The sequence below is a fragment of the Alkaliphilus serpentinus genome, from assembly GCF_009017255.1.
Taxonomy (GTDB): domain Bacteria; phylum Bacillota; class Clostridia; order Peptostreptococcales; family Natronincolaceae; genus Alkaliphilus_D; species Alkaliphilus_D serpentinus.
Map to the genome: position 1 here is coordinate 18,147 of NZ_WBZB01000063.1, position 23,251 is coordinate 41,397.

23 protein-coding genes and 2 pseudogenes are annotated in these 23,251 nt (G+C 37.1%); 24 read left to right on the forward strand and 1 reads right to left on the reverse strand.

The genetic code is table 11. From position 1 onward, the window contains the following. Positions 1-18: 18 nt before the first annotated feature. The 23 genes and pseudogenes from F8153_RS14960 (at position 19) to F8153_RS15065 (ending at position 20,602) form a co-directional block, all read left to right on the forward strand. Entirely contained in the window at positions 19-1,386 is a 1,368-nt protein-coding gene (locus F8153_RS14960; protein WP_151867166.1) for an ethanolamine ammonia-lyase subunit EutB, read from the forward strand. A 12-nt stretch (positions 1,387-1,398) separates the two neighbouring features. Then, positions 1,399-2,769, forward strand: a complete 1,371-nt coding sequence (locus tag F8153_RS14965) for an ethanolamine ammonia-lyase subunit EutB (RefSeq protein ID WP_151867167.1) — start codon at positions 1,399-1,401, stop codon at positions 2,767-2,769. Between the two features lie 15 nt (positions 2,770-2,784). Continuing rightward, complete coding sequence (gene eutC, locus F8153_RS14970; protein WP_151867168.1) at positions 2,785-3,666, forward strand: ethanolamine ammonia-lyase subunit EutC; 882 nt, start codon at positions 2,785-2,787, stop codon at positions 3,664-3,666. A 25-nt stretch (positions 3,667-3,691) separates the two neighbouring features. Further along, positions 3,692-4,345 (forward strand): ethanolamine utilization microcompartment protein EutL, encoded by a 654-nt coding sequence (eutL, locus tag F8153_RS14975; RefSeq protein ID WP_151867169.1) that lies wholly within the window; start codon positions 3,692-3,694, stop codon positions 4,343-4,345. A gap of 35 nt (positions 4,346-4,380) precedes the next feature. Next, positions 4,381-4,635, forward strand: a pseudogene (locus tag F8153_RS16695) (BMC domain-containing protein); the annotation flags it as partial. Positions 4,636-4,961: 326 nt separating this feature from the next. Continuing rightward, positions 4,962-6,413, forward strand: a complete 1,452-nt coding sequence (locus F8153_RS14985; RefSeq protein ID WP_151867170.1) for an acetaldehyde dehydrogenase (acetylating) — start codon at positions 4,962-4,964, stop codon at positions 6,411-6,413. Positions 6,414-6,434: 21 nt separating this feature from the next. Next, positions 6,435-6,719 (forward strand): ethanolamine utilization microcompartment protein EutM, encoded by a 285-nt coding sequence (eutM, locus tag F8153_RS14990; protein WP_151867171.1) that lies wholly within the window; start codon positions 6,435-6,437, stop codon positions 6,717-6,719. A gap of 73 nt (positions 6,720-6,792) precedes the next feature. Beyond that, a complete protein-coding gene (locus F8153_RS14995) occupies positions 6,793-7,548 on the forward strand; it encodes a cobalamin adenosyltransferase (RefSeq protein WP_151867172.1) in 756 nt (251 codons plus the stop codon). Between the two features lie 13 nt (positions 7,549-7,561). Beyond that, entirely contained in the window at positions 7,562-8,179 is a 618-nt protein-coding gene (pduL, locus tag F8153_RS15000; RefSeq protein ID WP_151867188.1) for a phosphate propanoyltransferase, read from the forward strand. A gap of 38 nt (positions 8,180-8,217) precedes the next feature. Further along, positions 8,218-9,036, forward strand: coding sequence for an ethanolamine utilization protein EutJ (gene eutJ / locus F8153_RS15005; protein ID WP_151867173.1), 819 nt, complete (start codon positions 8,218-8,220; stop codon positions 9,034-9,036). Between the two features lie 17 nt (positions 9,037-9,053). Beyond that, positions 9,054-9,722, forward strand: a complete 669-nt coding sequence (locus F8153_RS15010) for a hypothetical protein (RefSeq protein WP_151867174.1) — start codon at positions 9,054-9,056, stop codon at positions 9,720-9,722. Positions 9,723-9,755: 33 nt separating this feature from the next. Further along, on the forward strand, positions 9,756-10,064 hold the full coding sequence (locus F8153_RS15015) for a EutN/CcmL family microcompartment protein (RefSeq protein WP_151867175.1): 309 nt from the start codon (positions 9,756-9,758) through the stop codon (positions 10,062-10,064). Next, complete coding sequence (locus F8153_RS15020) at positions 10,045-11,388, forward strand: 4Fe-4S dicluster domain-containing protein (RefSeq protein ID WP_243137005.1); 1,344 nt, start codon at positions 10,045-10,047, stop codon at positions 11,386-11,388. Before F8153_RS15015 ends, F8153_RS15020 begins: the two co-directional genes overlap by 20 nt. Next, positions 11,388-11,936, forward strand: a complete 549-nt coding sequence (locus F8153_RS15025; RefSeq protein WP_151867177.1) for a BMC domain-containing protein — start codon at positions 11,388-11,390, stop codon at positions 11,934-11,936. Before F8153_RS15020 ends, F8153_RS15025 begins: the two co-directional genes overlap by 1 nt. A 20-nt stretch (positions 11,937-11,956) precedes the next feature. Then, positions 11,957-12,262, forward strand: a complete 306-nt coding sequence (locus F8153_RS15030) for a hypothetical protein (protein ID WP_151867178.1) — start codon at positions 11,957-11,959, stop codon at positions 12,260-12,262. 12 nt (positions 12,263-12,274) lie between these two features. Then, positions 12,275-13,372: an ethanolamine utilization protein EutH gene (eutH, locus tag F8153_RS15035; RefSeq protein WP_151867179.1), complete on the forward strand. Its 1,098-nt coding sequence runs from the start codon at positions 12,275-12,277 to the stop codon at positions 13,370-13,372. A gap of 11 nt (positions 13,373-13,383) precedes the next feature. Continuing rightward, on the forward strand, positions 13,384-13,845 hold the full coding sequence (locus F8153_RS15040) for a cupin domain-containing protein (protein ID WP_151867180.1): 462 nt from the start codon (positions 13,384-13,386) through the stop codon (positions 13,843-13,845). A 213-nt stretch (positions 13,846-14,058) separates the two neighbouring features. Further along, entirely contained in the window at positions 14,059-14,214 is a 156-nt protein-coding gene (locus F8153_RS16255; protein WP_192929848.1) for a hypothetical protein, read from the forward strand. 58 nt (positions 14,215-14,272) lie between these two features. Then, complete coding sequence (locus F8153_RS15045; protein ID WP_151867181.1) at positions 14,273-16,474, forward strand: family 10 glycosylhydrolase; 2,202 nt, start codon at positions 14,273-14,275, stop codon at positions 16,472-16,474. 301 nt (positions 16,475-16,775) lie between these two features. Continuing rightward, positions 16,776-18,809, forward strand: a complete 2,034-nt coding sequence (locus F8153_RS15050) for a methyl-accepting chemotaxis protein (RefSeq protein WP_192929849.1) — start codon at positions 16,776-16,778, stop codon at positions 18,807-18,809. 67 nt (positions 18,810-18,876) lie between these two features. Continuing rightward, positions 18,877-19,365 (forward strand): prolyl-tRNA synthetase associated domain-containing protein, encoded by a 489-nt coding sequence (locus F8153_RS15055; RefSeq protein ID WP_151867183.1) that lies wholly within the window; start codon positions 18,877-18,879, stop codon positions 19,363-19,365. 306 nt (positions 19,366-19,671) lie between these two features. Continuing rightward, a complete protein-coding gene (locus F8153_RS15060) occupies positions 19,672-19,872 on the forward strand; it encodes a cold-shock protein (RefSeq protein ID WP_192929850.1) in 201 nt (66 codons plus the stop codon). A 226-nt stretch (positions 19,873-20,098) separates the two neighbouring features. Continuing rightward, a complete protein-coding gene (locus F8153_RS15065; RefSeq protein ID WP_151867184.1) occupies positions 20,099-20,602 on the forward strand; it encodes a hypothetical protein in 504 nt (167 codons plus the stop codon). 79 nt (positions 20,603-20,681) lie between these two features. On the opposite strand, the pseudogene F8153_RS16800 reads toward F8153_RS15065, so the two are convergent. Further along, positions 20,682-21,002: pseudogene (locus F8153_RS16800) on the reverse strand (methyl-accepting chemotaxis protein); the annotation flags it as partial. A 781-nt stretch (positions 21,003-21,783) separates the two neighbouring features. Here F8153_RS16800 and F8153_RS15075 point away from each other — a divergent pair. Continuing rightward, a complete protein-coding gene (locus tag F8153_RS15075) occupies positions 21,784-22,944 on the forward strand; it encodes a metallophosphoesterase (protein WP_151867186.1) in 1,161 nt (386 codons plus the stop codon). The last annotated feature ends 307 nt before the right edge of the window (positions 22,945-23,251 follow it).

Sequence of the window (23,251 nt, forward strand, 5' to 3'; positions counted from 1 at the left end):
AATGAGAGGTGGGTGTATATGAGATTAAAAAGTAAGTTGTTTGGCCAAATGTATCAGTTTAAATCTGTCAAAGAAGTTCTAGCAAAAGCCAATGAAGAAAAGTCTGGAGATAAACTCGCTGGTATCATCGCAGCTTCTGTAACGGAAAGGATTGCTGCAAAGGAAGTACTAAGCAATTTGACCCTTCAGGATCTACGTAATAATCCAGTGGTGGCCTATGAAGAGGATGAAGTAACTCGGGTTATTCAAGACAGTATCAATGAAAAAATCTATAGCCAAATAAAGAACTGGTCTGTAGCAGAGCTGAGGGAGTGGATTCTTAACCACGATACCAGTGGTGAGGACATCAAAAGAATCAGTAGAGGTTTAACAAGTGAGATGATAGCAGGGGTAACAAAGCTCATGTCAAACCTAGACTTGATTTACGGGGCAAGTAAAATCAGAATTAGTGCCCATTGTAATACTACCATTGGACTACCCGGTACTCTATCTGCAAGACTTCAGCCCAATCATCCAACAGATAATCTTGAAGGGGTAATGATATCTGTTATGGAGGGCTTAAGCTATGGTGTTGGAGATGCAGTAATAGGTTTAAATCCTGTTGAAGACACAGTTGAAAGCGTATCCAATGTACTAAAGATGTTTCATGAATTCAAGGAAGAATGGAAGATTCCTACACAAATATGTGTATTAGGTCATGTAACAACTCAAATGGATTCAATTCGTAAGGGGGCTCCATCAGACTTAATCTTCCAGAGTATAGCGGGATCTGAAAAGGGAAATGAAGCCTTTGGTGTTACGGTTTCATTGTTAGACGAAGCAAAGGATTTAGTTCTGAAGGAAGGTACCTCTACCGGACCAAATGTTATGTACTTTGAAACCGGCCAAGGCTCCGAGTTATCCTCCGATGCCCACAACGGTGCAGACCAGGTTACCATGGAGGCTAGATGCTATGGACTTGCCAAACGATATAATCCCTTCTTGGTAAATACAGTTGTTGGTTTTATAGGTCCAGAATATTTATACGACAGTAGACAGGTTATTCGTGCAGGCCTTGAGGACCACTTTATGGGTAAGCTGACGGGCATCTCCATGGGGGTTGATGCTTGCTATACCAATCATATGAAGGCAGATCAAAATGACATAGAGAACCTAGCTGTACTATTGACTTCAGCAGGCTGCAACTATTTTATGGGTATACCTGCCGGAGATGATGTAATGTTAAATTATCAATGTACTGGATACCATGAAACCCCTTCCCTTAGAGAACTATTGAATCTACGTCCAATTAAAGAATATGAATTGTGGTTAGAAACCATGAATATCATTAAAAACGGTAAGTTAACAGGAAGAGCTGGAGATGCTTCTTTATTTTTAAAGAAATAAGGTGGAATTTATATGAAATTAAAAACCAAATTATTTGGAAATGTGTATAAGTTTAAGGACATTAAAGAGCTGTTAGCTAAGGCCAATGAAGAAAAATCGGGAGATATGCTCCTTGGCATTGGTGCAGCCACAATTTCAGAAAGGGTTGCAGCTAAAGTAGTTTTAAGTGAATTAACCCTAGAGGATTTAAGAAAAAACCCTGTTGTTCCCTATGAAGAAGACGAAGTAACCAGAGTGATTGAGGATATGGTGAATGAAAAAATATACCAACAAATTAAAAATTGGACAGTAGGTTATTTTAGGGAGAAGATCTTAAGCTATGAAACAACCGGTAATGAAATTTTACGAATCAGTAAGGGCCTAACAGCAGAAATGGTTGCAGCTGTTGCAAAGCTTATGACCAATATGGATTTAGTTTATGGTGCAAGTAAAATTCGTGTAACGGGAAAAGCCAATTATGAAATTGGCAAGGCTGGTACCCTCTCCTTTCGACTCCAGCCTAATCATCCAACCGATAGCATAGAAGGGATTATCGCATCTATGATGGAGGGGCTATCCTACGGCTGTGGGGATGCTATTATTGGAATTAATCCTGTTGAGGATACCATTGAAAATACTAAAAGAATTATGGAAGCTATTAACGAGTTCATGGTTGAATGGAGGATTCCAACCCAAACCTGTGTACTATCTCATATCTCTACCCAAATGGAGGCTATAAAAAGGGGTGCACCGGTGTCGGTATTATTCCAAAGTGTAGCTGGAACTGAGGCTGCCAATAAAGCCTTTGGAATCAACAAGGATTTAATCCAGGAGGCCTTTGAGCTTATTAAGAAGCATGGAACTGCACCTGGTCCCAATCTAATGTATTTTGAAACAGGCCAAGGTTCAGAGATGTCCCTTAATACAGACCATGGAGCCGACGAAATGACATTAGAGGCCAGAACCTATGGATTCGCAAGAAAATTCATGCCCTTTATGGTTAATAATGTTTCGGGATTTATAGGACCAGAAACCTTATACGATGGTAAACAGATTCTAAGGGCCAATCTTGAAGACCATTTTATGGGTAAGCTTATGGGATTACCCATGGGTATGGCACCATGCTATACAAATCATGTCAATACAGATCAAAATGATCAAGAAACAGCTACAATGCTTTTAGCTATGGCAGGTGCCAATTACTACATGGGAGTTCCCGTAGGAGATGATGTAATGCTTAGCTATCAAGATACCAGCTATCATGATGATGCTACTTTAAGGGAGCTATTAAATCTAAAGCCTGCTGAAGAATTTTTTCATTGGCTGATAGATATGGGAATTATGAAAGAAAATGGTAAATTAACCGGCCGAGCTGGAGATGCTTCAATATTTCTAAAAAAATAGAAGGGGTGAGAAATTGTGTTATCTGAAGTTCAATTAAAGAAAATTATAGAAAAAGTAATCACAGAAATCTCAGTAGGGGATAAAGTCAAGGGCCCTGAGGTAGATGTAAAAGCTATAGATGAAACATTGGATGATAAAGATGTTCCAGACATTACAGAGATTGACTTGAAGGCTCAGGTGTTGGTACCAAATCCTGAGAACCTTGAGGGATTATTGCGGATGAAGCAATCTACTCCAGCAAGGATAGGTGTCTGGAGGGCTGGCCCAAGATATATGACTGAGACATTATTAAGATTCCGAGCAGATCATGCAGTTGCAATGGATGCAGTTTTTACAGATGTTTCAGAAAAACTTCTTAAAGAAATGAATCTCTTTAGTGTAAAAACCAGATGTAAAAATAAAGATGAATATTTAACAAGACCTGATTTAGGAAGAAAATTTGATGAAGAGGCAATTGAAATCATCAAAAAAAGCTGTATAAAGAAGCCACAGGTTCAGATATACGCTTCTGATGGTTTAAGCTCAACTGCCATTGAAGCCAATATTAAAGACATTTTACCAGCCATCATGCAAGGTCTTGAAGTATATGGAGTTAAGGTAGGTACACCATTTTTCGTTAAATATGGTAGAGTACCCGCCATGGATGTTATTTCTGAAGTAACTGAGGCAGATGTAACCTGTGTATTGATTGGTGAGAGACCTGGTCTTGCAACTGGAGAAAGCATGAGCGCTTACATAGCCTATAAAGCCACAGTAAATATGCCGGAGTCCAGGCGAACAGTGGTTTCCAATATTCATAAGGGAGGAACCCCTGCAGTGGAGGCAGGAGCCCACATTGCTGATATTATCAAGCAGATGCTAGATAAGAAGGCTAGTGGATTAGACCTCAAGCTGTAAAAAAATAAGAATGGAGGGTTAAAAAATGAGAAATGATCCATTAAAAGTAACAGTTTTAAGTGCCAAATTAATTCCTCATGTAAGTCCAGACTTAGCGAAGGAATTTAAGCTGGAGCCTCATCATAAAAGCTTAGGGCTAATTACTACAGACTGTGATGATGTCTCTTATACAGCATTAGACGAGGCAACAAAAAAAGCCGACGTTACTGTAGTTTATGCTCGTTCCTTTTATGGTGGAGCAGCAAATGCCAATACAAAGCTGGCTGGAGAGTTTATCGGTATTTTAGCCGGACCTAATCCAGCAGAGGTGAAAAGTGGATTAAACGCCGCCATCGAATTTATTGAGAATGATGCTTGCTTCTATAGTGCCAATGAGGATGATTCAATTGCATATTTTGCCCATTGTATTTCTAGAACGGGTTCTTATTTGTCCTCAACCGCAGGAATACCAGAAGGGGAGGCCATCGCCTATCTTATCGCACCACCAATGGAGGCTATGTACGCATTAGATGCAGCCTTAAAGGCAGCAGATGTGAGGGTAGCAGCCTTTTATGGACCACCATCAGAAACCAACTTCGGAGGCGGACTATTAACAGGTAGCCAGTCGGCTTGTAAAGCAGCATGTGAAGCCTTTGCGGCAGCAGTTCAATATGTTGCAGATAACCCAACTAAACTGTAGGTATAGCTAAATCTCTTTAGAAGGTGGTGATTGTGTTGAAAAATCAAGCCATCGGTCTGATTGAAACCTATGGCTATGTGGCAGCTATAGAAGCCGCAGATGCCTGTGTGAAGGCAGCGAATGTATCCTTAATTCACTGTGAAAGGGTCAAAGGTGGATTAGTAACCATAAAGATTACAGGGGATGTTGGGGCAGTTGAAGCTGCAATTAAAGCTGGGGCGGCTGCTGCCGAAAGGGTTGGAAGACTACTGTCTAAACATGTTATCCCTAGACCTGCCTTTGACCTAGAAAAGTTCTTCTGCATTAGAACTGATGAAAAGGAAAAAACCTTTCATCATACAAAAAAGAAACCCATAAAGGATACAGAAAACACCAGTACTAAAGGAGATCATCCTTTGATAAAGAAGGTGGACAATAAACCTAGGAAAGAGGAGATAACAAAGGCCAATGATGGAGATAAAACTGAAAAGGAGCTTAAGGGAATGAAGGTTGTTGAACTAAGGTCCCTTGCTAGACTTCTAGAGGGTATCACTTTAGACAAAACTGAAATCAAATTTGCAAGAAAACCTGAGCTAATAGATGCTATACTGGCCTTTTACAAAGGGGGAAGTAATGGATGAATCTCTTATACGATGATTTAGCATCAATAGGTGAAAGCAGAGAATTAATCGGTAAAGCCAAGAAGGCCCAAGAGGAATTAGCCCTATTGAGCCAAGAAAAGATTGATAAAATAGTTGAAAGTATGGCAAATAAAGCAGAAAAGGCTGCTAAAAGACTGGCTAAAATGGCGGTTGAGGACACAGGCTTTGGCAGATATGAAGATAAAGTCATTAAAAATGTCTTTGCCAGTAGAAGTGTCTATAACTATATAAAGGATATGAAAACCGTTGGTATTCTTAGGGAAGACCACCAAGAAAAAATTCTTGAGATAGCCACTCCAGTTGGAATAATAGCAGGCTTGGTACCATCAACAAATCCCACATCAACCACCATTTTTAAAGCCTTATGTGCAGTAAAGGCTGGCAACACAATCATCTTTAGTCCCCATCCTTCTGCCCTTAGATGTACCATTGAAACCGTTAGGCTGCTTGAAGAAGCAGCAGTTGAGATGGGGGCACCTAAGAATACAATTCAGTGTATGACAATTCCTAAAATGGAAGGCAGTCTTGCATTAATGTCCCACAAGGAAATAGCACTAATTCTAGCAACCGGTGGCTCAGGAATGGTAAAGGCAGCCTATAGCTCTGGAACACCAGCCTTAGGGGTAGGGCCAGGAAATGTACCTGCCTATATTGAGAGGTCGGCAGATATTCCGCTGGCAGTTAAAAGGATATTTGTAAGCAAGACCTTTGATAATGGAACAATCTGTGCCTCTGAACAAGCCATTGTAGTAGATGCTGTAATAGAAAATGAAGTAAGTAGGGAACTAGAAAATCAGGGTGGATTCTTTGTTGTTGGTGAAGATCGGGAAAGGCTATCAAGATTTATACAGAAATCCAATGGTGGATTAAATCCTAAAATTGTTGGTCAGCCAGCAACTAAAATAGCCGAGATGGCTGGAATAAAGGTTCCTGTAGCCACTAAGGTCCTCATATGTGATGAAAAGGGAGTAGGAAAAGAATATCCTTTCTCAATGGAAAAACTCTCTCCTATTCTTGGGTTTTATGTTGAAGAGGATTGGCATAAGGCCTGTGAGAGATGCATTGAGTTATTAAATTTTGGTGGATTAGGCCATTCCCTTGTTATTCACTCCAATAATGAAGAAGTTATTCGGGAATTTGCCCTAAAAAAGCCTGTAAATAGAATACTTGTGAATACACCCTCCTCCCATGGTGCAATAGGTGCCACCACCAATCTACCCCCATCTTTAACCTTAGGATGCGGAACCATTGGAGGCAGCTCCACCTCTGACAACGTAAATCCAATGCACCTAATAAATGTAAAACGATTGGTCTATGGAGTAAAGGAAGCTGAGGACCTTTCGGAAGAAAAATCACAAAACCCTGATGTAGATGTTGAAATAATCACTAAGATCGTTATGGAAGAGTTAAGTAAAATTATTAAATAAAAATATTAAGGAGGAATAAAAATGGCAAATACAAATGCTCTTGGAATGATTGAAACAAAAGGACTAGTTGGTTCAATTGAAGCAGCAGATGCAATGGTAAAGGCGGCAAACGTAACCCTTATTGGTAAGGTCCATGTTGGAGGGGGCCTTGTTACAGTAATGGTAAGGGGTGATGTAGGTGCAGTAAAGGCTGCCACAGATGCCGGTGCTGCTGCGGCTGAAAGGGTAGGAGATTTAGTATCTGTTCATGTAATTCCAAGACCCCATGGAGATGTTGAATTAATACTACCAAAGCTAGAAGCTTAAGTTCTACATTAATTAACCCTCCCGAGCTTCTAAGGAAGCTCGGGAGGGATATTGGCGAGGGATGTGATATAAGGTGAAGGTCTTGACAGAGCTAGCACTGCGTACAGAGTTAAAGGGTAAAGCCTTAAAAAAGTATGTAGTTGATAAAAATACAATTATTACTCCTTCAGCAAGACAATTCTTGAAGGAGAAGAATATTGAAATCGTAACAGATGGGGTTAATACGGAGGCAAGGGAAAGGGAAGAAATTAAAGTTACTGAAATGAAGGAGACAGCACATTTGTATATATGCGAAACTACCGGTGGTTTTTTCAATGAAAAGCCCGAGTATATGACCCATCTTTATGGAAATAGATTGGTTTATAAGGATCATCCCCGTATAGAGTTTAGAGGCAAGCTAGATAGCCTTCAATCAAAATTATTAGAATTACAAGTTGTAGTAGCCCGCTATAAGGTTGATGGCCTTATTAAAGATCTTGAAGAATTATTAACCTATATTAGAAAGATTCTTAGGGCAGAGGTGTTAGAAGAAAGCTTTGCTACAGATATGCTGATGGGTTTGAGGGAAGAGGATATACGAGCCCAATCCCATAATCCAATGAATTACTTTAAAATTCAACATATTTTACCCAGCTATCAAATGGGTGAGGTGGTTATTGGTTTAAATTCTTTAAGAACTAAAGTACGGGAAACTGAAATAGCAGGAATTAAAGCCTTTAGAGAGGGCGGAAATATTGAAAGACAAGACATTATTAAAGCCCTAAATAGAATGAGTAGTGCTGTGTATGTTTTAATGCTAAGATGCCATTCTGGATTTTATAAGGGGTGATAAATTGAAGGATATGAATGTTGATTTAATTCTTAAAAAGGTAATGAAGAAGATTGAAGAAGACTATAGCATCCCCATTGAAGTTTCTGCAAGGCATGTACATCTTAGTAAGGATCACATCGAAAAGCTATTTGGCAAGGAGTATAGCCTTACGATTAAAAAGAATCTATCTCAACCCGGTCAATATCAGTATCAAGAAAGAGTTAATCTTATTGGACCTAAAGGGGTTATTACAGGGGTTACAATTCTCGGTCCTGCAAGGGATAAAACCCAGGTGGAGGTTTCTAGAACAGATGCCATCAAATTAGGTATAAAACCGCCTGTTAGAGAGTCTGGAGATTTAAAGGATAGTGAAACTATTGTGATTTCCAATGAAAGAGAGGTAGTAAAAGCCACTGAATCTGTAATTATTGCTAAAAGGCATATCCATATGGAGCCTAAGGATGCAGAATACTTTGGGGTTAGAGATAAACAGAGTGTGGGTGTAAAGCTACTAAGCAATAGGCCTGTAATCCTTCAAGATGTAACAGTTAGGGTTGACGAAAGCTATAAACTAAATATGCATATCGACCATGATGAAGCTAACTGCGCTGGTTGTGAAGAAGGAGTAGTAGGATTACTGATTGTATAGGGAGTAATGCTGCTTCCTTAAGAAGGGGGACCAAAACCATGGATTTTAAATTAGTTGATGAGTTTATACAGGATGTTGAAAACTCCATACAGGTTACTAAAGGAAATTGTCAGCTAAAGGATTTAAAGGTTGGTGTAGACCTAGGAACAGCCTATATCGTATTGGTGGTGTTGGATAAAGCCAATAATCCCATTGCTTGTGAGTTAGAATTTGCACAGGTGGTTAAGGATGGTTTAGTAGTAGATTATATCGGTGCATTGAATATTGTAAAGAAGCTAAAAGCCAAACTGGAGGGCCGATTAGGTGTGGAGTTGACTCGGGCTGCTATAGCAGTACCCCCTGGAACAGGAGAAGGAGATTGTAGGAGTCATAGGTATGTTGTGGAAGGAAGTGGTATGGAGGTTACAGCAATCCTAGATGAACCGACTGCGGCCAATGCAGTGTTAAATATCAAAGATGGTGTCGTTGTAGATATTGGAGGTGGAACCACCGGCCTAGCTATATTTGATAAGGGTAAAGTTGTATATATAGCAGATGAAGCAACAGGTGGAACCCATCTATCCTTAGTGATAGCAGGCAATTATAAGATTAACTTCGAAGAGGCTGAAGAAAAAAAGAAGGATAAGGACTGTCAAAGAGAGGTCTTTACAATCGTTGTACCAGTCATTGAAAAAATGGCATCCATTATAAAAAGCCATATTGCAGGCTTTCATGTAGACAATATCTTTTTGGTAGGGGGTACCTGTTGCCTTAATGGAATAGAAGAGATTATTGAAAAAGAAACAGGAATTAGAACTCTAAAGCCTACAAATCCTTTCTTGATAACCCCTACGGGAATCGCTATGCATTGTAAGTAACGAAGGGTGGGTTGCTGATGGATATAGAGAAAATGGTTGAAGTCATTACAAGAGAAATTTTTAAAAAGCTTACTGAAGAAGAAAAGAATGAGGAGAACCTTCATAAAAAAATCCTGGTCTTAGATAAGAATTACAAAGCTTATTTACGTAAACTACTAGATGATGCTACTTTAAGTAATATAATCCTCAACGATATAGACGCATATGAAGATAAAGAAATCATAGAGCCCTACGAAACAGTGATAGTACCTTCCCTTTCAATCGATGATCATGTAAATATTGCCTTAGGCCTGCGTACTAATGTAATCACTAGAGGAATATCTGATGCTCTATTACATTCTAAGAAGATCATCCTTCTGGAGGAAGGGCTTCAATACAATTGTTATAAGAAATCAAGTAATTCCACGTATTCTCAAATGCTTGAGGACTATCTAAAGAGAATCCAAGCCTTTGGAATAATCATCTGTAATGAGGTTGAAATTCTTAAACATATAGAGGAAAGAAGCAGAAAAGAGCCTAAATACATTGAGGTAATTGACCTTAAGGATAAAAAGGTTATTACTGAAGGGGATTTGCAAAAACATTACAAAACAGGATGTCAAAAGGTTTTAATTAGCAATAAAGCGGTGATTACCCCGCTGGCCCGGGACTATATAAGAGAAAAAAATATAAAACTGATTTTTTAAATTCCATCAGTTTATAAAGAAAGGAAGAGATTGATGGTATTGGGTAAAGTTGTAGGTAATATATGGGCAACTAGAAAGGAAGCTTCTTTAAATGGAATGAAATTCCTAGTTGTAAAGCCTATCGACTATTCAGCTGAGGCAGATTTAGCCACCTTTATAGCTGCAGATAATATTGGTGCAGGTATTGGTGAAACCGTTCTAGTTACTAAAGGAAGCTCCGCTAGGAAGGTTTTGGGAAGGGATGATATTCCTGTAGATGCCATGATTGTTGGAATTGTAGATTCTGAAGAAGTTGAATTAGGGCTTATTAAGAAAAGTGGTGATGGTTGTGGATTTGATTAACAAAATTAAAGAGGCAGGAGTTGTTGGTGCTGGAGGGGCAGGATTTCCTACCCATGTAAAGATTAATTGTAAAGCTGATACATTTATTATAAATGCTGCTGAATGTGAACCTCTTCTTAGTACAGATCAATATTTAATGAGGGAAAAAAGTCAAGATATCATAGAGGCTATTAATGAGGTAGCAAACCATGTGGGAGCAAGGAGAAGGGTTATTGCCATTAAGAAAAAGTACACTGAGGAAATTAAAAGCCTACAGCAATCTCTTCATAAAAATGGAGCATCCATAGAGCTATACCTTCTAGACAATTTCTTTCCAGCTGGAGATGAGCAGATTATGGTCTATGAGGTAACAGGAAGAATAGTTCCAGAAGGAGGGATTCCTTTAGATGTAGATACTGTTGTTTCAAATGTAGGAACAATGGTAAACATCAAGGATGCCATATTGGGTAAGGCAGTAATAAATAAATATGTAACAATAATAGGGGAAGTTAATGAACCTAAACTACTTAGAGTCCCAATTGGAGCAGCTATTATTGATTGTATAAAGGAAGCAGGAGGAGCTAAGGAGGATGACTACAGTGTTGTGCTTGGTGGGCCCATGATGGGCAGAGTCCTAGATCAGGAAAAACTAAAGGATCAGTTCATTACAAAGACTGTTGGCGCAGTAATCATCTTACCAAAGGACCATTATATAATTAATCGTAATAAAACGCCAATTCAGCACATTATTAATCAAGCAAAGTCAGCCTGTATACAGTGTAGATATTGCACAGACCTTTGTCCTAGATATCTGATAGGCCATAGACTAAGACCCCACCTTATCATGGGGGCCATTTCAACAAGGACAATAGAGGATGAGGTTTTTCAGGAGGCGATGATATGTTGTGAATGTGGAATTTGTGAGCTCTATGCCTGTCCAATGGGGCTTTCACCTAGAATCATCAATGCTTATCTAAAGAACTACTTAAGGCAAAAGAACTTTAGGCCTGCTAAATTTGACGGTGAACTGCAAGCGAATGAAGCCAGAGATTATAGGAAAATACCCACCGATAGATTGATGGCTAAAATTAATGTCCAATCCTACAGCCACCAGAAATTCAAAAGAGCCTATTCAATAAAGGTATCTTCTGTTGGGATACCCCTTAAACAGCATATTGGAGTTATGTCGGAGGCTATAGTAGCCCTAGGAGATTGGGTTGAGGAAGGGCAGATGATTGGTAGAGTCCCTGATGGGAAGCTAGGAGCCAATGTTCATGCCAGTATCAGTGGTGTGATCATGGAGATAGGGGATATCATTAGGATACAGGAAGGGGATGGGGGTTGATGATGAAATCCATTGGTTTTCTTGAATTCAACAGTATAGCAAGAGGAATTGAAGCAACAGATACTATGATTAAAGCAGCAGCTGTAGACCTGATTTTCTCTAAGCCAACCTGCCCTGGGAAGTTCATCACCCTCATTGCTGGTGATGTAGCAGCTATAAAGGCATCTATGGAGGCTGGAAGGGCCTGCGGTAGCATATATGTGGTAGATTATTTGGTGATACCAAGGGTAGATCCTCAGGTAATATATGCCATCAATGGTGTTGCGCCGGTTGAGAACTTTAATGCATTGGGGATCCTTGAATTTTTTAGTGTAGTTGGAGCTGTAACAGCTGCAGATGCAGCCGTAAAGGCGGCTGAGGTTAATCTAATAGAAGTAAGGCTAGGGGTTGGAATCGGAGGTAAATCCTTTGTTACTCTAACTGGTGATGTAAGTGGAGTTGAAGCAGCAGTTGAGGCTGGGGCAGCTAATGGAATTGACAATGGTTTATTAGTGAATAAAGCCGTAATTTCTTCGCCAAGAAAGGAGTTGTATGATAACCTACTATAAAAATGGGGTGAGATTGTAATATGGGAAACAAATTAATTACCTTCAATGAAATTCAAAGGATGTATTGTAAGGGTATTCGGGAAATATCTCTAACAGGGGGGAAAATACTTACTCCTGGAGCTAAGGATTTCGCCCTTGAAAGAGGAATGACATTAAGCTATGAAGAGAAAATGACTAAAAAGCCACAATCAGATATGTTGAGAAGGGAAATCAAAGAAAGCATTGAGGCTATTCTAAAGAATGAATATGAAATTTTGCAACAGGATAAAATTGATGAGATTACAACTAGAGTAATGAAACATCTTCCGAACAAACTATTATATTAAGGGGGTAATAGCATGAGTATTAATGAAGTTATTGTCTACATTATGGTTTTATTCATGATTTTAGGTGCAATTGACAAAATCCTTGGCAATAAATACGGTTATGGAGAAAAATTTGATGAAGGCTTTATGGCAATGGGATCATTGGCTATTGCAATGGTTGGGGTAGTTTCATTGGCTCCAGTTTTGGCAAAGATTTTAAAGCCTATAATTGTACCCATTTATTCAGCTTTAGGAGCAGATCCTGCAATGTTTGCTACAACGCTTTTAGCCAATGACATGGGAGGTTATCCTTTGGCCATGGAGCTGGCCCAATCGCCAGAAGCAGGCCTTTTTGCAGGCTTAATATTAGGAGCTATGATGGGACCGACTATTGTATTTACGATCCCAGTAGCCCTGGGAATTATAGAGAAAAAAGACCATAAATTTCTTGCAAAGGGAATCCTTGCAGGGATGATCACTATTCCATTCGGATGCCTTGCAGGGGGTCTTGTTGCTGGATTTGATATTGGAATGATTATCAGTAACTTAATTCCCATTATTATAGTATCCTTGTTAATCGCTCTAGGGTTGTGGAAAATACCCAATAGGATGATCAGTGGTTTTACCAAATTTGGTAAAGGTGTTGTTATCGTAATTACTGCCGGTACTGCAGCCATTGTTATTGAAACCCTAACAGGAATTGTTATTATTCCAGGAATGGCACCAGTTTGGGATGGTATTGAAATCGTTGGAGCAATTGCCATCATGTTGATAGGTGCCTTCCCAATGGTACACTTTATTACGAAGGTATTTAAGAAGCCCCTAATGAAAATGGGTAAGCTATTAGGTATGGGGGATGTGGCTGCAGCTGGTATGGTGGCCACCCTAGCAAATAACATTCCCATGTTCGGATTAATGAAGGATATGGATGAAAGAGGAAAGGTAATCAATGTTGCTTTTGCTGTAAGTGCAGCCTTTGTCTTTGGTGATCACTTAGGCTTTACTGCAGGAGTTAATAGAGAATTGATATTCCCTATGGTGGTGGGCAAATTAGTTGCTGGTATCACTGCTGTTATTCTAGCTTACATGATAACCTCTAAAAATCCTGAAGAGCAAAAGGTTACTGAGTAGGGGGTAAGTCTATGAAAGCTATGGATACAGCCTTACTTGAAGAGATTGTTAGAAGGGTAATAAGTGAGGAGCTTAAAAATCTTGAAGACCAAGAATTAGATAAAACTGTAGACCCAAGTGGTATTATACATGTAAGGTCTGGTTCTGTAAATTGCAAGCCCTTTGACACAGGTAAGGCAGGTGATAAGGTCTTTATAACAGATTTATACACCTTAGGGGAAAGCCCTAACATGGCATGTGGGATAATGGAAATGGAAGAATCAGCCTTCGATTGGACCCTTACCTATGATGAGATAGACTTTATTATTGAAGGAACTCTTGAAATTATTATAAACAACAGAAAGGTAGTTGGTAATAAAGGGGATGTTTTATTTATTCCAAAGGATACAAGAATACAATTCTCATGTCCGAAATATACCAGATTCCTTTTTGTAACCTATCCAGCAAACTGGGAGGAGTTATCTAAAGGATAAAAGAATGCACTTCAAATGCTAGAGCTTTGTCTAGTATTTGAGGTGCACTTTACTTTTATTAGGGTAATTGTTCTCAAATAAGCATATTAAAGAAAACCTCCTTGTGGAGGTTTTTCTTTTTAAATGGAAATATTAGCATATTGATTGCAGAGATAATTTTATAAGTATATACTATTATTATTAGTTAACATAAAACCATAAAGGATCGATAAAATGATAAAGAAGCTAAAGAATTTCATTGAAGAACTGGCAATGATGGAGGTTACTCCAAATGTCTATAATCAATATTCCTATGCGACAAAGGATAATGAAGTAAGAAGAAATAATCTTCTAATTTATTTAAAGGGGATGACTTTATATACACCATGAAAATTCCGATAGTATTGGTAAATAAATAATTGGTTATGACAAACTAAGGGGGACTAAAATGTTTAATAAAAGTATCATTATCAAAATATTAATTGCTCTACTGATCATGATGTTAATCATTTCTGCAGCACATATGAATATTTTGGCAGCATCTCAGCCATGGGAGAAATACGCTGAGTATATCCCAGAAGAAACCCCTATAGCAAAGAGGCATCTTAGAGGGGCATGGATTTCCACCACCCTAAACCTCGATTGGCCTTCTACAGAAGTTAGAAATATAGAAAATGACACTGAGAGAATAGAGAAAACCAAGGAAGAGCTGGTGGCAATTCTAGATAGAGCTGTTGAGATGAATATGAATGCCGTATTCCTACAGGTGAGTCCTGAAGGGGATGCCCTATATCCATCAAATATTGCTAACTGGTCCCGCTATTTAACCGGCACCTTCGGAAAGGATCCTGGTTTTGATCCTTTGGCCTTTGCAATTGATGAAGCCCATAAACGTAACCTAGAGTTTCATGCATGGTTTAATCCCTATAGGGTATCCATGTATACCAACCCAGCAATCAAAGAATCCTTGGATATTGAAAAAAGTGTTTATAAGGACCAGCCAGAATGGATAAGGACCGCTAAAAACAGATTTATTGTTGACCCTGGAATACCTGAGGCAAGGGATTGGGTTGTTGATAGGGTAATGGAGGTAGTGAATAACTATGATATCGATGGAATTCATTTTGATGATTACTTTTACTATGAGGGTTATGAAGGGGAATTAAAGGATGATGAAACCTTTAATAAATACAGTAATGGTGAATTCTCCAATAAGGATGATTGGAGAAGAAATAATACCTATATATTGGTTAAAGAACTCTCAGAGATCATAAGATTCACAAAGCCATGGGTAAAGTTTGGTATAAGCCCCTCTGGTGTATGGGGAAATAAAAAAGATGGTCATCCTGATGGTTCAAATACAGAAGCTAGCTTTACCCACTACAATAGCAGCTTTGCAGATACTAAGAAGTGGATAGAGGAAGAGCTAATAGACTATATCTCTCCCCAAATATATTGGACCTTTGCCAATACAAAAGCACCCTATGGTGAGGTTGCCAGTTGGTGGTCAGAGGTAGTAAAGGATAAAAATGTACACCTTTATATTGGGCAGGCCCTTTATAAGGTAAATGATAATACAGATGAGTATTTTAGAGGTAGTAAGGCTTTAGAAGAGTTTGGTAGGCAGCTTAAATTTAATATTGTGAATCCTGAAATACAAGGGAGTATCATGTTTCGATTCCGGAACTTCAACGACATATCCAAAGAAGATGTTGTGAATAGAATAAAGGACGACCTATGGTCAACAAAAGCCCTGATTCCCGTAATGCCCTGGAAGAAAGGGATAGCCCCTAATAATCCAACAGAAGGAAAGATGGAGGAAATACCTGAGGGTCTTAAGGTCTTATGGGTGAATCAGGAGGATGATACAGCCTATTATGCAATCTATAGGTTCAATAAAGGAGAAAAGCTAGATATCAGTTCTGATGAAAGGGGAAGAAATTTAATAGCCACTGTAAGAAAAAACAAAAATGGCTTACAACAATTCATAGATAAGGATGTCAAGGATGCAACAACTGTGGCTTATGCAATTACTGCCCTCGATAGACTTCATAATGAAAGCAAAGAAGTGATCATTAGTCTGAATCAATCTAATTATTTTTTAGATGTTGATAACAGTTACTCTTGGGCTATAGAAGCAATTGATGGTGCTTATGAGGGGGGTATTGTTTTAGGAGATGGTAAGGGGCTATTTCATCCAGGTCACAATACCAAAAGAGGAGATTTTATTCTGATGATGGTTAGGGCTCTAGATTTAAAGGCTGACTTTCAAGAGAATTTTATAGATGTACCGAAGAACTCCTATTACCATGACGCTATAGGCATTGCTAAGGAGCTTGGAATTGTTAAGGGTACAGGGGTGGATTTCAATCCCAATGGCAACATCACAAGGGAAGATATGATGGTTATTATGGATAGAACCCTTGAAGCAATAGAAATAAAGTTGGAGGATGCAGAAGAAGAAGTTTTAGAAAAATATAAGGATGCAAATTTAATTAGTGAATATGCCACTGGAGCCATAGGAAGGCTAACAAAGGCTGGATTAGTACAGGGCTCTGGAGGGAGAGTAAATCCCCAAAACCACGCTACAAGGGCTGAGATTGTAGTAATCCTTGATAGATTATTAAAAAGAATAGAGATGAATGAGTAAATAGATTGGCCCTACTGGATGCAGTAGGGCTTTTTGGTGAGGCGATTAGACCAATTGATTGTTTGGCCAAAGGAACTAGCTACAAATCATTATTTCTTTGCCTTTGCCTTAGCTTTGATTTCTTACACAAATAACTAGAAGAGAGTCATAGTTTTTATGGGATTTTAAGACATTTAAAAACGATTATAATTGTCATAACTTGCAATTTTTACTAGATTAATAGGATTAATTTAGATATAATGATATATAACTACGTTTATTATATAAATGTGTATCGCTTTTGAATGGGAGGATGGAAATAATGGGGAAATCAAATAGAAAAAGAGGAACAATTAAAGTAAAATTGTTGTACATACCTTTGATTGTTGTTCTTATTGGTATTACAATTTTAGCTTTCATATCCTCATATTTTACTAGGGAAAGCTTAATGAATACCATGCGCCAAAATGGTTATTTTGTTTCGCAAAGATTTACCAGTTTACTGGAGGGGAATGCAAAAACATTAGAAACAGTTAATAAAATGTTAGATGATAGTATTACAAGCATTAGTAAAGATGTAGTAAGAAATCAAGATAGACTATCCAATGAATTTATTAAAGTATTGGCTGAGGAGTCTAATGTTGAACAAGTAAATTGGTATAACCATCAAGGGGTCATAATTTATTCTAATATTCCTGAGTACATTGGTTGGACAGCTGATAAAGGCCATCCTGTATACAATTTTATGAGAAGTAATAATCGAGAATTTATCGAAGATATTAGAATCGATACTGAATCAGGAGAAGCCCTAAAATATGGATATGCAAAGGCTGCTGATGGCTCCTTTGTGCAGGTAGGTATTTCAGCCAATAAGGTTCAAGAGTTAATTAATGAATTTAGCCATCAGGTTATTATTGAAGATTTAACTTCAAATGAAGAAGTAGTTCATGCAATACTAATTAATAGAGATTTAACAGCAACAGCCCATAGCAATCAAGAAAAAATTGGAGAAAAACACAACGATGAGGGAAGTAAACTAGCAGCAATTGATGGTATTCCAACCTCTCAAATTCACCACAATAAAGCTGGAAATATAACAACATTTGATGTTCTATACCCCGTTAAAATCAATGGTGAGCATAAAGGCGCTATTAATATAGGTTATTCTATGGAAGATATACAAACAGCTATTAATAAGAATATTTTTATAATAGTTGTGGCTGGAGTAAGTATATTTCTGATTTTAGCGATTGTTTTATATGCTACATCTAAAAATACGATTAATGTATTAAACAAATTAAAGGGACAGATGAATTATATGGCATCTGGCGATTTTAGTAATGAAGTTCCTCAAAAATTAATAGACAAAAGAGATGAATTTGGAGAAATATCCTATGCGGTAAACTCTATGCAGGGTTCTATTAGGAACATTGTAAAAGGTGTGATAGAAAAATCCCAACAGGTTGCTGCATCCTCAGAAGAACTAACTGCCACTAGTCAACAGGTATCAGTAGCAGCCGAGGAAGTAGCAAATTCTATTGATTCAATTGCCAAGGGGTCTAATGATCAATCTAGAGAAACTCAGGAGGGAGCCTCCTCTATTTTTGAGCTTGGAAATCTGGTAATGAATAATAACCAACAGATACAGCTATTGAATGAAGCAACAGAAAAAGTAAATCAATTGAAAAATGAAGGTTTTGAAGTTTTGAAAAGTCTTATAGAAACTACCGACGTTAATAAAAAGTCATCGAATCAAATACATGAAGTAATCATTAATACCAATGAAAGTGCCAGCAGAATTGCTAACTCAAGTAAGATGATCAGTAATATAGCTGAGCAAACCAATCTCTTAGCTTTAAATGCAGCTATAGAAGCAGCAAGGGCAGGAGAGCACGGGAGAGGCTTTGCTGTTGTAGCAGAAGAAATTAGAAAGCTGGCAGAGGAATCCAATAAATTCACTGAAGAAATTAGTATAATAATTGAAGAGCTTACAAGTAAAACTTCAAGTGCAGTAATAACAATGAAGGAGCTTGAGAATATCGTTACATCCCAGGTAGATAGTGTTAATATAACCAATAGAAAATTTGATGGAATTGCATTAACCTTAGAAGAAATGAAAAAGATATTAGATCAAGTTAATCTTTCTAGTAATGAAGCTATCAATAAAAAGGAAGAAATCGTTGATATAATTAATAATTTATCTGCAATATCACAAGAGAATGCTGCAGCTACTGAAGAGATTTCTGCTTCAGTGGAAGAACAGACAGCAGCTATGGAAGAAATTGCTGGGTCTAGCAATGAGCTTGCCAGAATTGCAGAAGAGTTACAAAGTAAGGTAGCAAGCTTTAAAATATAGTATTCATGATGGTAATCGTAAAAAACATTTAGTACTTTATTAAATAGAGTAAAAAAAGGAGAAGATTATGGACAAACAACAGCCTGTTTACAAAAATCTAGATCAACTAAAAATTCATTATTCAGTAACCCAACACCCAGCAGTATTTACAATAGAAGAAATGGAGGCACTAGGAATAACCAAAGAAGGCGACGTAGTAAAAAATTTATTCCTTCGGGATGCAAAGGGTAAACGTCATTTTTTAGTAGTTTTAGACAAAGATAAAAGGGCTGAGTTAAGTAATATAAGCCAACAGTTGGGTTCTACAAAATTGAGCTTCGCCTCAGAAGAACGACTTCAGAAGCACTTGAAACTTAGTAAGGGTGCTGTTACTCCGCTAGGTGTAATTAACGATGAAAGTGGTTCTGTGGAGGTAGTATTTGATCAAGACTTAATAGGCAAGGAAAAGCTAGGGGTTCATCCCAATGACAATACTGCAACCCTATGGATTTCCTATGAAGACCTAGTAAAAGTAATAGAAGAAACCAGACATAAAATAGTATATATCCAAATATAACGATTTTTTTTACCGGTATGACTAAAGAAATTTGTTGACTTATTATTAGGATAGAAGAAATATCCATAAAAGGGGAGGATTTTGAGGATTGATAAATAGAAAATAATTAGTAAAACACCAACAATATTTTTCAAAACCCTTGCTTATAATTGTTATTCGTGCTATACTTACTAAGAACTTAAATTATTAGTAAAAAATTTACACCAATATATATTTCAATAGTACTTAAAGTTTAGTATACTTATCGAAATTTTATTAGTGACCTTTTACAAATATTTAAGAATAAAAATTTCGGAGGTATGCGTTATGATGAACGGTACAGTAAAATGGTTTAATTCAGAAAAGGGTTTTGGATTTATTACAGGAGAAGATGGAAATGATGTATTTGCACATTTTTCTCAAATAAGCAAAGATGGTTACAAAACTCTTGAAGAAGGTCAAAAGGTTTCTTTTAAAGTTGTTCAAGGACCAAAAGGACCTCAAGCAGAAAATATTACTATTATCTAATTAGTAAATATTTTACCCCTTAATAGCTAAGCTATTAAGGGGTTTTTTATTATGGAATACAACAAGGTTCCCAAAACTCATATATAGTCTCTGCTTCAAAAATGGAGGCCTATCAAGTAATTAGACCTGCCCTATTCTGGATAATTAGGATTTTATGAGTATATCTCCTTACTTTTTTCATCAAACTAACTACAGTATAAGTTGACAACAAAGAGAGGATGGTTAGATGAAATATAGTTATCCATATAAAGAATGGTTAGGAGGTTTAATATTCTTTATAATTATAACGATATATGGAGTTTTTTTAATATATGATATTCAACCTACATGGTTCTATTGGATAGGTTATTTAGCTTTATGCTATTTGCTTATAGATTGGTATTGGAGTAAATTTATACTATATAAATCTAAGCATATAAGTATTACTAACAGCTATATGGAGTTTTCTTTTAATCACAATAGAAATAAAAAAAGATACATAGCAGAAGAAATTGAATATATTATTAATTCAAACCATAAGCAACGACTTAAAACCCATAATGTTACCCACTTTTTTATGAAAAATGGCGACTATTATTATCTAACAAGAGAAATTAACAATTATGAAAGGCTAAAAAAAGATTTAAAGAAGAGATTCCCTAATAAGTATTTTGCTGTTAAAGACTCATTTTACGGAGTATTAGAAGAAGATAAAAAATCCATTATTCTAGAGAAACTCAAAAATAGCTAAAACTTTTTAAAGAGGATTCTTATAAAGCAACCACCCACTGAAAATCAGTGGGTGGTGTGTTTTCTATGGTTTTTTGCTACTACAGCTCCTTTGCCATTTCAGACAAAATAGCAGTAGTAGAGTTTAATTCTTCTAATGCACCTAATATTTGTTCCGTTGATTCTACTTGAACTTTAGTTATTTTAGTTGTGTCATTTACCATCCTATTCATTGCCTCTACAGAGGCTTTGATGGCTTCTAGGGTTGAATTAATATTTTTTATTGCAGTTTTTGTCTCTGCTGACATTTTTCTAATTTCTTCAGCTACAACAGAAAAGCCCCTTCCATGCTCGCCAGCTCGAGCGGCCTCTATGGCAGCATTTAATCCAAGTAGGTTCGTTTGATCTGAAATGTTTTGAATGTACTTTATAATAGTATCAGTGTCTCCCATCTGCTGATAGGTAACTTCACTTTGATTGGAAATGTCATCTGCAGAGGAGGAAATCTTATTTGCACCACTGGATATTTCTTCGATACTTGCTGTTATCTCTTGTAGGGCTGCAGCTATAGAATCAATTTGTTCAAGATGTTGATTTTGCTTCTTTAAGCTCTTACCAATGCTGACAGTACCAACAGTTTGTCCTAGTTTGTTTTTAAGGGGTATAGTGATAGACTTAAAGGGAATACCGAGTACTTCTTTGGGAATTATTTGAACAATTTTTTGATCTTTTTCAAGACACTCATACATTGCATCTCCCTTTTTTATCGGATCTCCTTCTTTTGCCTTAACGTCTAATTCCTTGCCAGGGAAATACTTTAAAAAAACTTTTCTATCAGATATACCGATAATAACATCTTCATCAAAAGCATCTTGAATAGTATTACCTATTTCTATCCAGTGTTCTAAAATTGCCTCCCGATTTTCACCCATTCGTAGTCAGCCTCCTAACATATTAGTTACAACCTTATATTAACAAATTTCAACATTTTTTTAAATAATCCTTCTTTATAATAGAATATTTTTATAATCGAAATAAATATTTTAGCTTCTGTTAAGGTCTTCTGATGTTATCACTTTATTCCCTAAAACAGGTGACTTATGGTATAATATAGAAAATTATATGATAATGGAGTAAAGGATTTTTCTGATTTACTAAATTAAAGATTAACTCACCTTCAGAAGTGGATAGAGAGGAACTTGAATGAACTTATTATTAATTACAGTTTTTTTAACAATGCTCTTAGTTTATGGTGGTCTAACCTATTATATCGGCAAGAAAGGGTTTGTATTCCTAACCTCCATTGGTCTAAGGCTTTATAAAATACCCTATTGGATTTCAATATGGGTAATAGCTTTTTCCTTCTTTATTGCCAGAATTATTGATGGAAGGGTACCCGGGCAATTAACCAATACCTTTAGCTTAGTTGGAGGTTATTGGATGGGAATTTTACTCTATTTGATCATGATTATGTTTCTAGGAGAGTTGCTACTATTTCTGAACAAAAAAATTAAGTTCATCCCCAAAGGACTGATAAACCATCCTAGATTTACAACAATAAAGGGCTCAATAGTGGTAGTATTAGTGGTTATGATTGTAATCTATGGCAGGTGGAGCGCAACTAATCCAGTAATTCTTCAGTATGAAATTCAATTGAATAAAGAAGCTGGAGATTATAAAGAATTAAATGTTGTTATGCTTTCAGATTTACACCTAGGAAGGCTTGTTAATAGTAATTACCTAGAAAAGGTAATTAAAGAAATTAATCAATTGGAGCCTGACCTAATCCTTATGCCAGGAGACATTATTGACGATCGAGTTGATGTTTATGCTGAAGAAAATATGGCAGAAATATTTAGAAAGCTGAAACCATCATTGGGTATATATGCATCCATGGGAAATCATGAATATATTGGTGGCCAAGGAGAATTAGCAGAAGAGCATTTAAAACAAGGTGGAATTACGCTTCTAAGGGATGAAACCGTTAAAATTAAGAATTCCTTTTACCTTGTTGGTCGTGAGGATGGGGCTTACCAACGTTTTGCAGGTAGACAACGTTTAGGTGTAGATGAATTGCTAATTGATGTTGATAGAGAGCTACCCATTATTATGCTGGATCATCAGCCAGTAAATATCTATGAAGCTAAGGATGCTGGTGTAGATATTCAGCTTTCAGGCCACACCCATCGGGGGCAATTATTTCCTTTAAGGATATTTACCAAAAGGCTTTTTGAGGTGGATTGGGGATACAAGAATATCGAAGATTTTCATATAATTGTTACCTCTGGAGCAGGAACCTGGGGGCCACCAATAAGAGTGGGCCATAGGTCTGAGATTGTACAAATCAAAATCCTATTTCAATGATGGATGATCTAAAATTTAGATTCAAACAATACATAATATTTTATAAAACATCATACCAGAATCCTTTAAAAAGTAAATGTGTCAGCCTGGAGCTCTACAAATAATAGTAGGGCTTTTTATTAGCTAGTATCTATTTTAATATTAATCAATGTCGAAATTAATCGAACGAAAGGGGAAGGGAAATACTGTTATCTATGGAAATTTATAATTACATTTTTAATTAATAGGAAAGTTCTCTTTTTTCCTATTAAATGGGGGATTTTAAGGGGCCCCTCCCCCTTATATAAATAAGGAGAGGTGAGTTGTG

Coding starts and splice junctions, on each gene's coding strand:
- F8153_RS14960 (WP_151867166.1), top strand. CDS start 19: ATGAGATTAAAAAGTAAGTTGTTTGGCCAAATGTATCAGTTTAAATCT.
- F8153_RS14965 (WP_151867167.1), top strand. CDS start 1,399: ATGAAATTAAAAACCAAATTATTTGGAAATGTGTATAAGTTTAAGGAC.
- eutL (WP_151867169.1), top strand. CDS start 3,692: ATGAGAAATGATCCATTAAAAGTAACAGTTTTAAGTGCCAAATTAATT.
- F8153_RS14985 (WP_151867170.1), top strand. CDS start 4,962: ATGAATCTCTTATACGATGATTTAGCATCAATAGGTGAAAGCAGAGAA.
- eutM (WP_151867171.1), top strand. CDS start 6,435: ATGGCAAATACAAATGCTCTTGGAATGATTGAAACAAAAGGACTAGTT.
- pduL (WP_151867188.1), top strand. CDS start 7,562: ATGAATGTTGATTTAATTCTTAAAAAGGTAATGAAGAAGATTGAAGAA.
- eutJ (WP_151867173.1), top strand. CDS start 8,218: ATGGATTTTAAATTAGTTGATGAGTTTATACAGGATGTTGAAAACTCC.
- F8153_RS15010 (WP_151867174.1), top strand. CDS start 9,054: ATGGATATAGAGAAAATGGTTGAAGTCATTACAAGAGAAATTTTTAAA.
- F8153_RS15015 (WP_151867175.1), top strand. CDS start 9,756: ATGGTATTGGGTAAAGTTGTAGGTAATATATGGGCAACTAGAAAGGAA.
- F8153_RS15020 (WP_243137005.1), top strand. CDS start 10,045: ATGGTTGTGGATTTGATTAACAAAATTAAAGAGGCAGGAGTTGTTGGT.
- F8153_RS15025 (WP_151867177.1), top strand. CDS start 11,388: ATGATGAAATCCATTGGTTTTCTTGAATTCAACAGTATAGCAAGAGGA.
- F8153_RS15030 (WP_151867178.1), top strand. CDS start 11,957: ATGGGAAACAAATTAATTACCTTCAATGAAATTCAAAGGATGTATTGT.
- eutH (WP_151867179.1), top strand. CDS start 12,275: ATGAGTATTAATGAAGTTATTGTCTACATTATGGTTTTATTCATGATT.
- F8153_RS15040 (WP_151867180.1), top strand. CDS start 13,384: ATGAAAGCTATGGATACAGCCTTACTTGAAGAGATTGTTAGAAGGGTA.
- F8153_RS16255 (WP_192929848.1), top strand. CDS start 14,059: ATGATAAAGAAGCTAAAGAATTTCATTGAAGAACTGGCAATGATGGAG.
- F8153_RS15045 (WP_151867181.1), top strand. CDS start 14,273: ATGTTTAATAAAAGTATCATTATCAAAATATTAATTGCTCTACTGATC.
- F8153_RS15050 (WP_192929849.1), top strand. CDS start 16,776: ATGGGGAAATCAAATAGAAAAAGAGGAACAATTAAAGTAAAATTGTTG.
- F8153_RS15055 (WP_151867183.1), top strand. CDS start 18,877: ATGGACAAACAACAGCCTGTTTACAAAAATCTAGATCAACTAAAAATT.
- F8153_RS15060 (WP_192929850.1), top strand. CDS start 19,672: ATGATGAACGGTACAGTAAAATGGTTTAATTCAGAAAAGGGTTTTGGA.
- F8153_RS15065 (WP_151867184.1), top strand. CDS start 20,099: ATGAAATATAGTTATCCATATAAAGAATGGTTAGGAGGTTTAATATTC.
- F8153_RS15075 (WP_151867186.1), top strand. CDS start 21,784: ATGAACTTATTATTAATTACAGTTTTTTTAACAATGCTCTTAGTTTAT.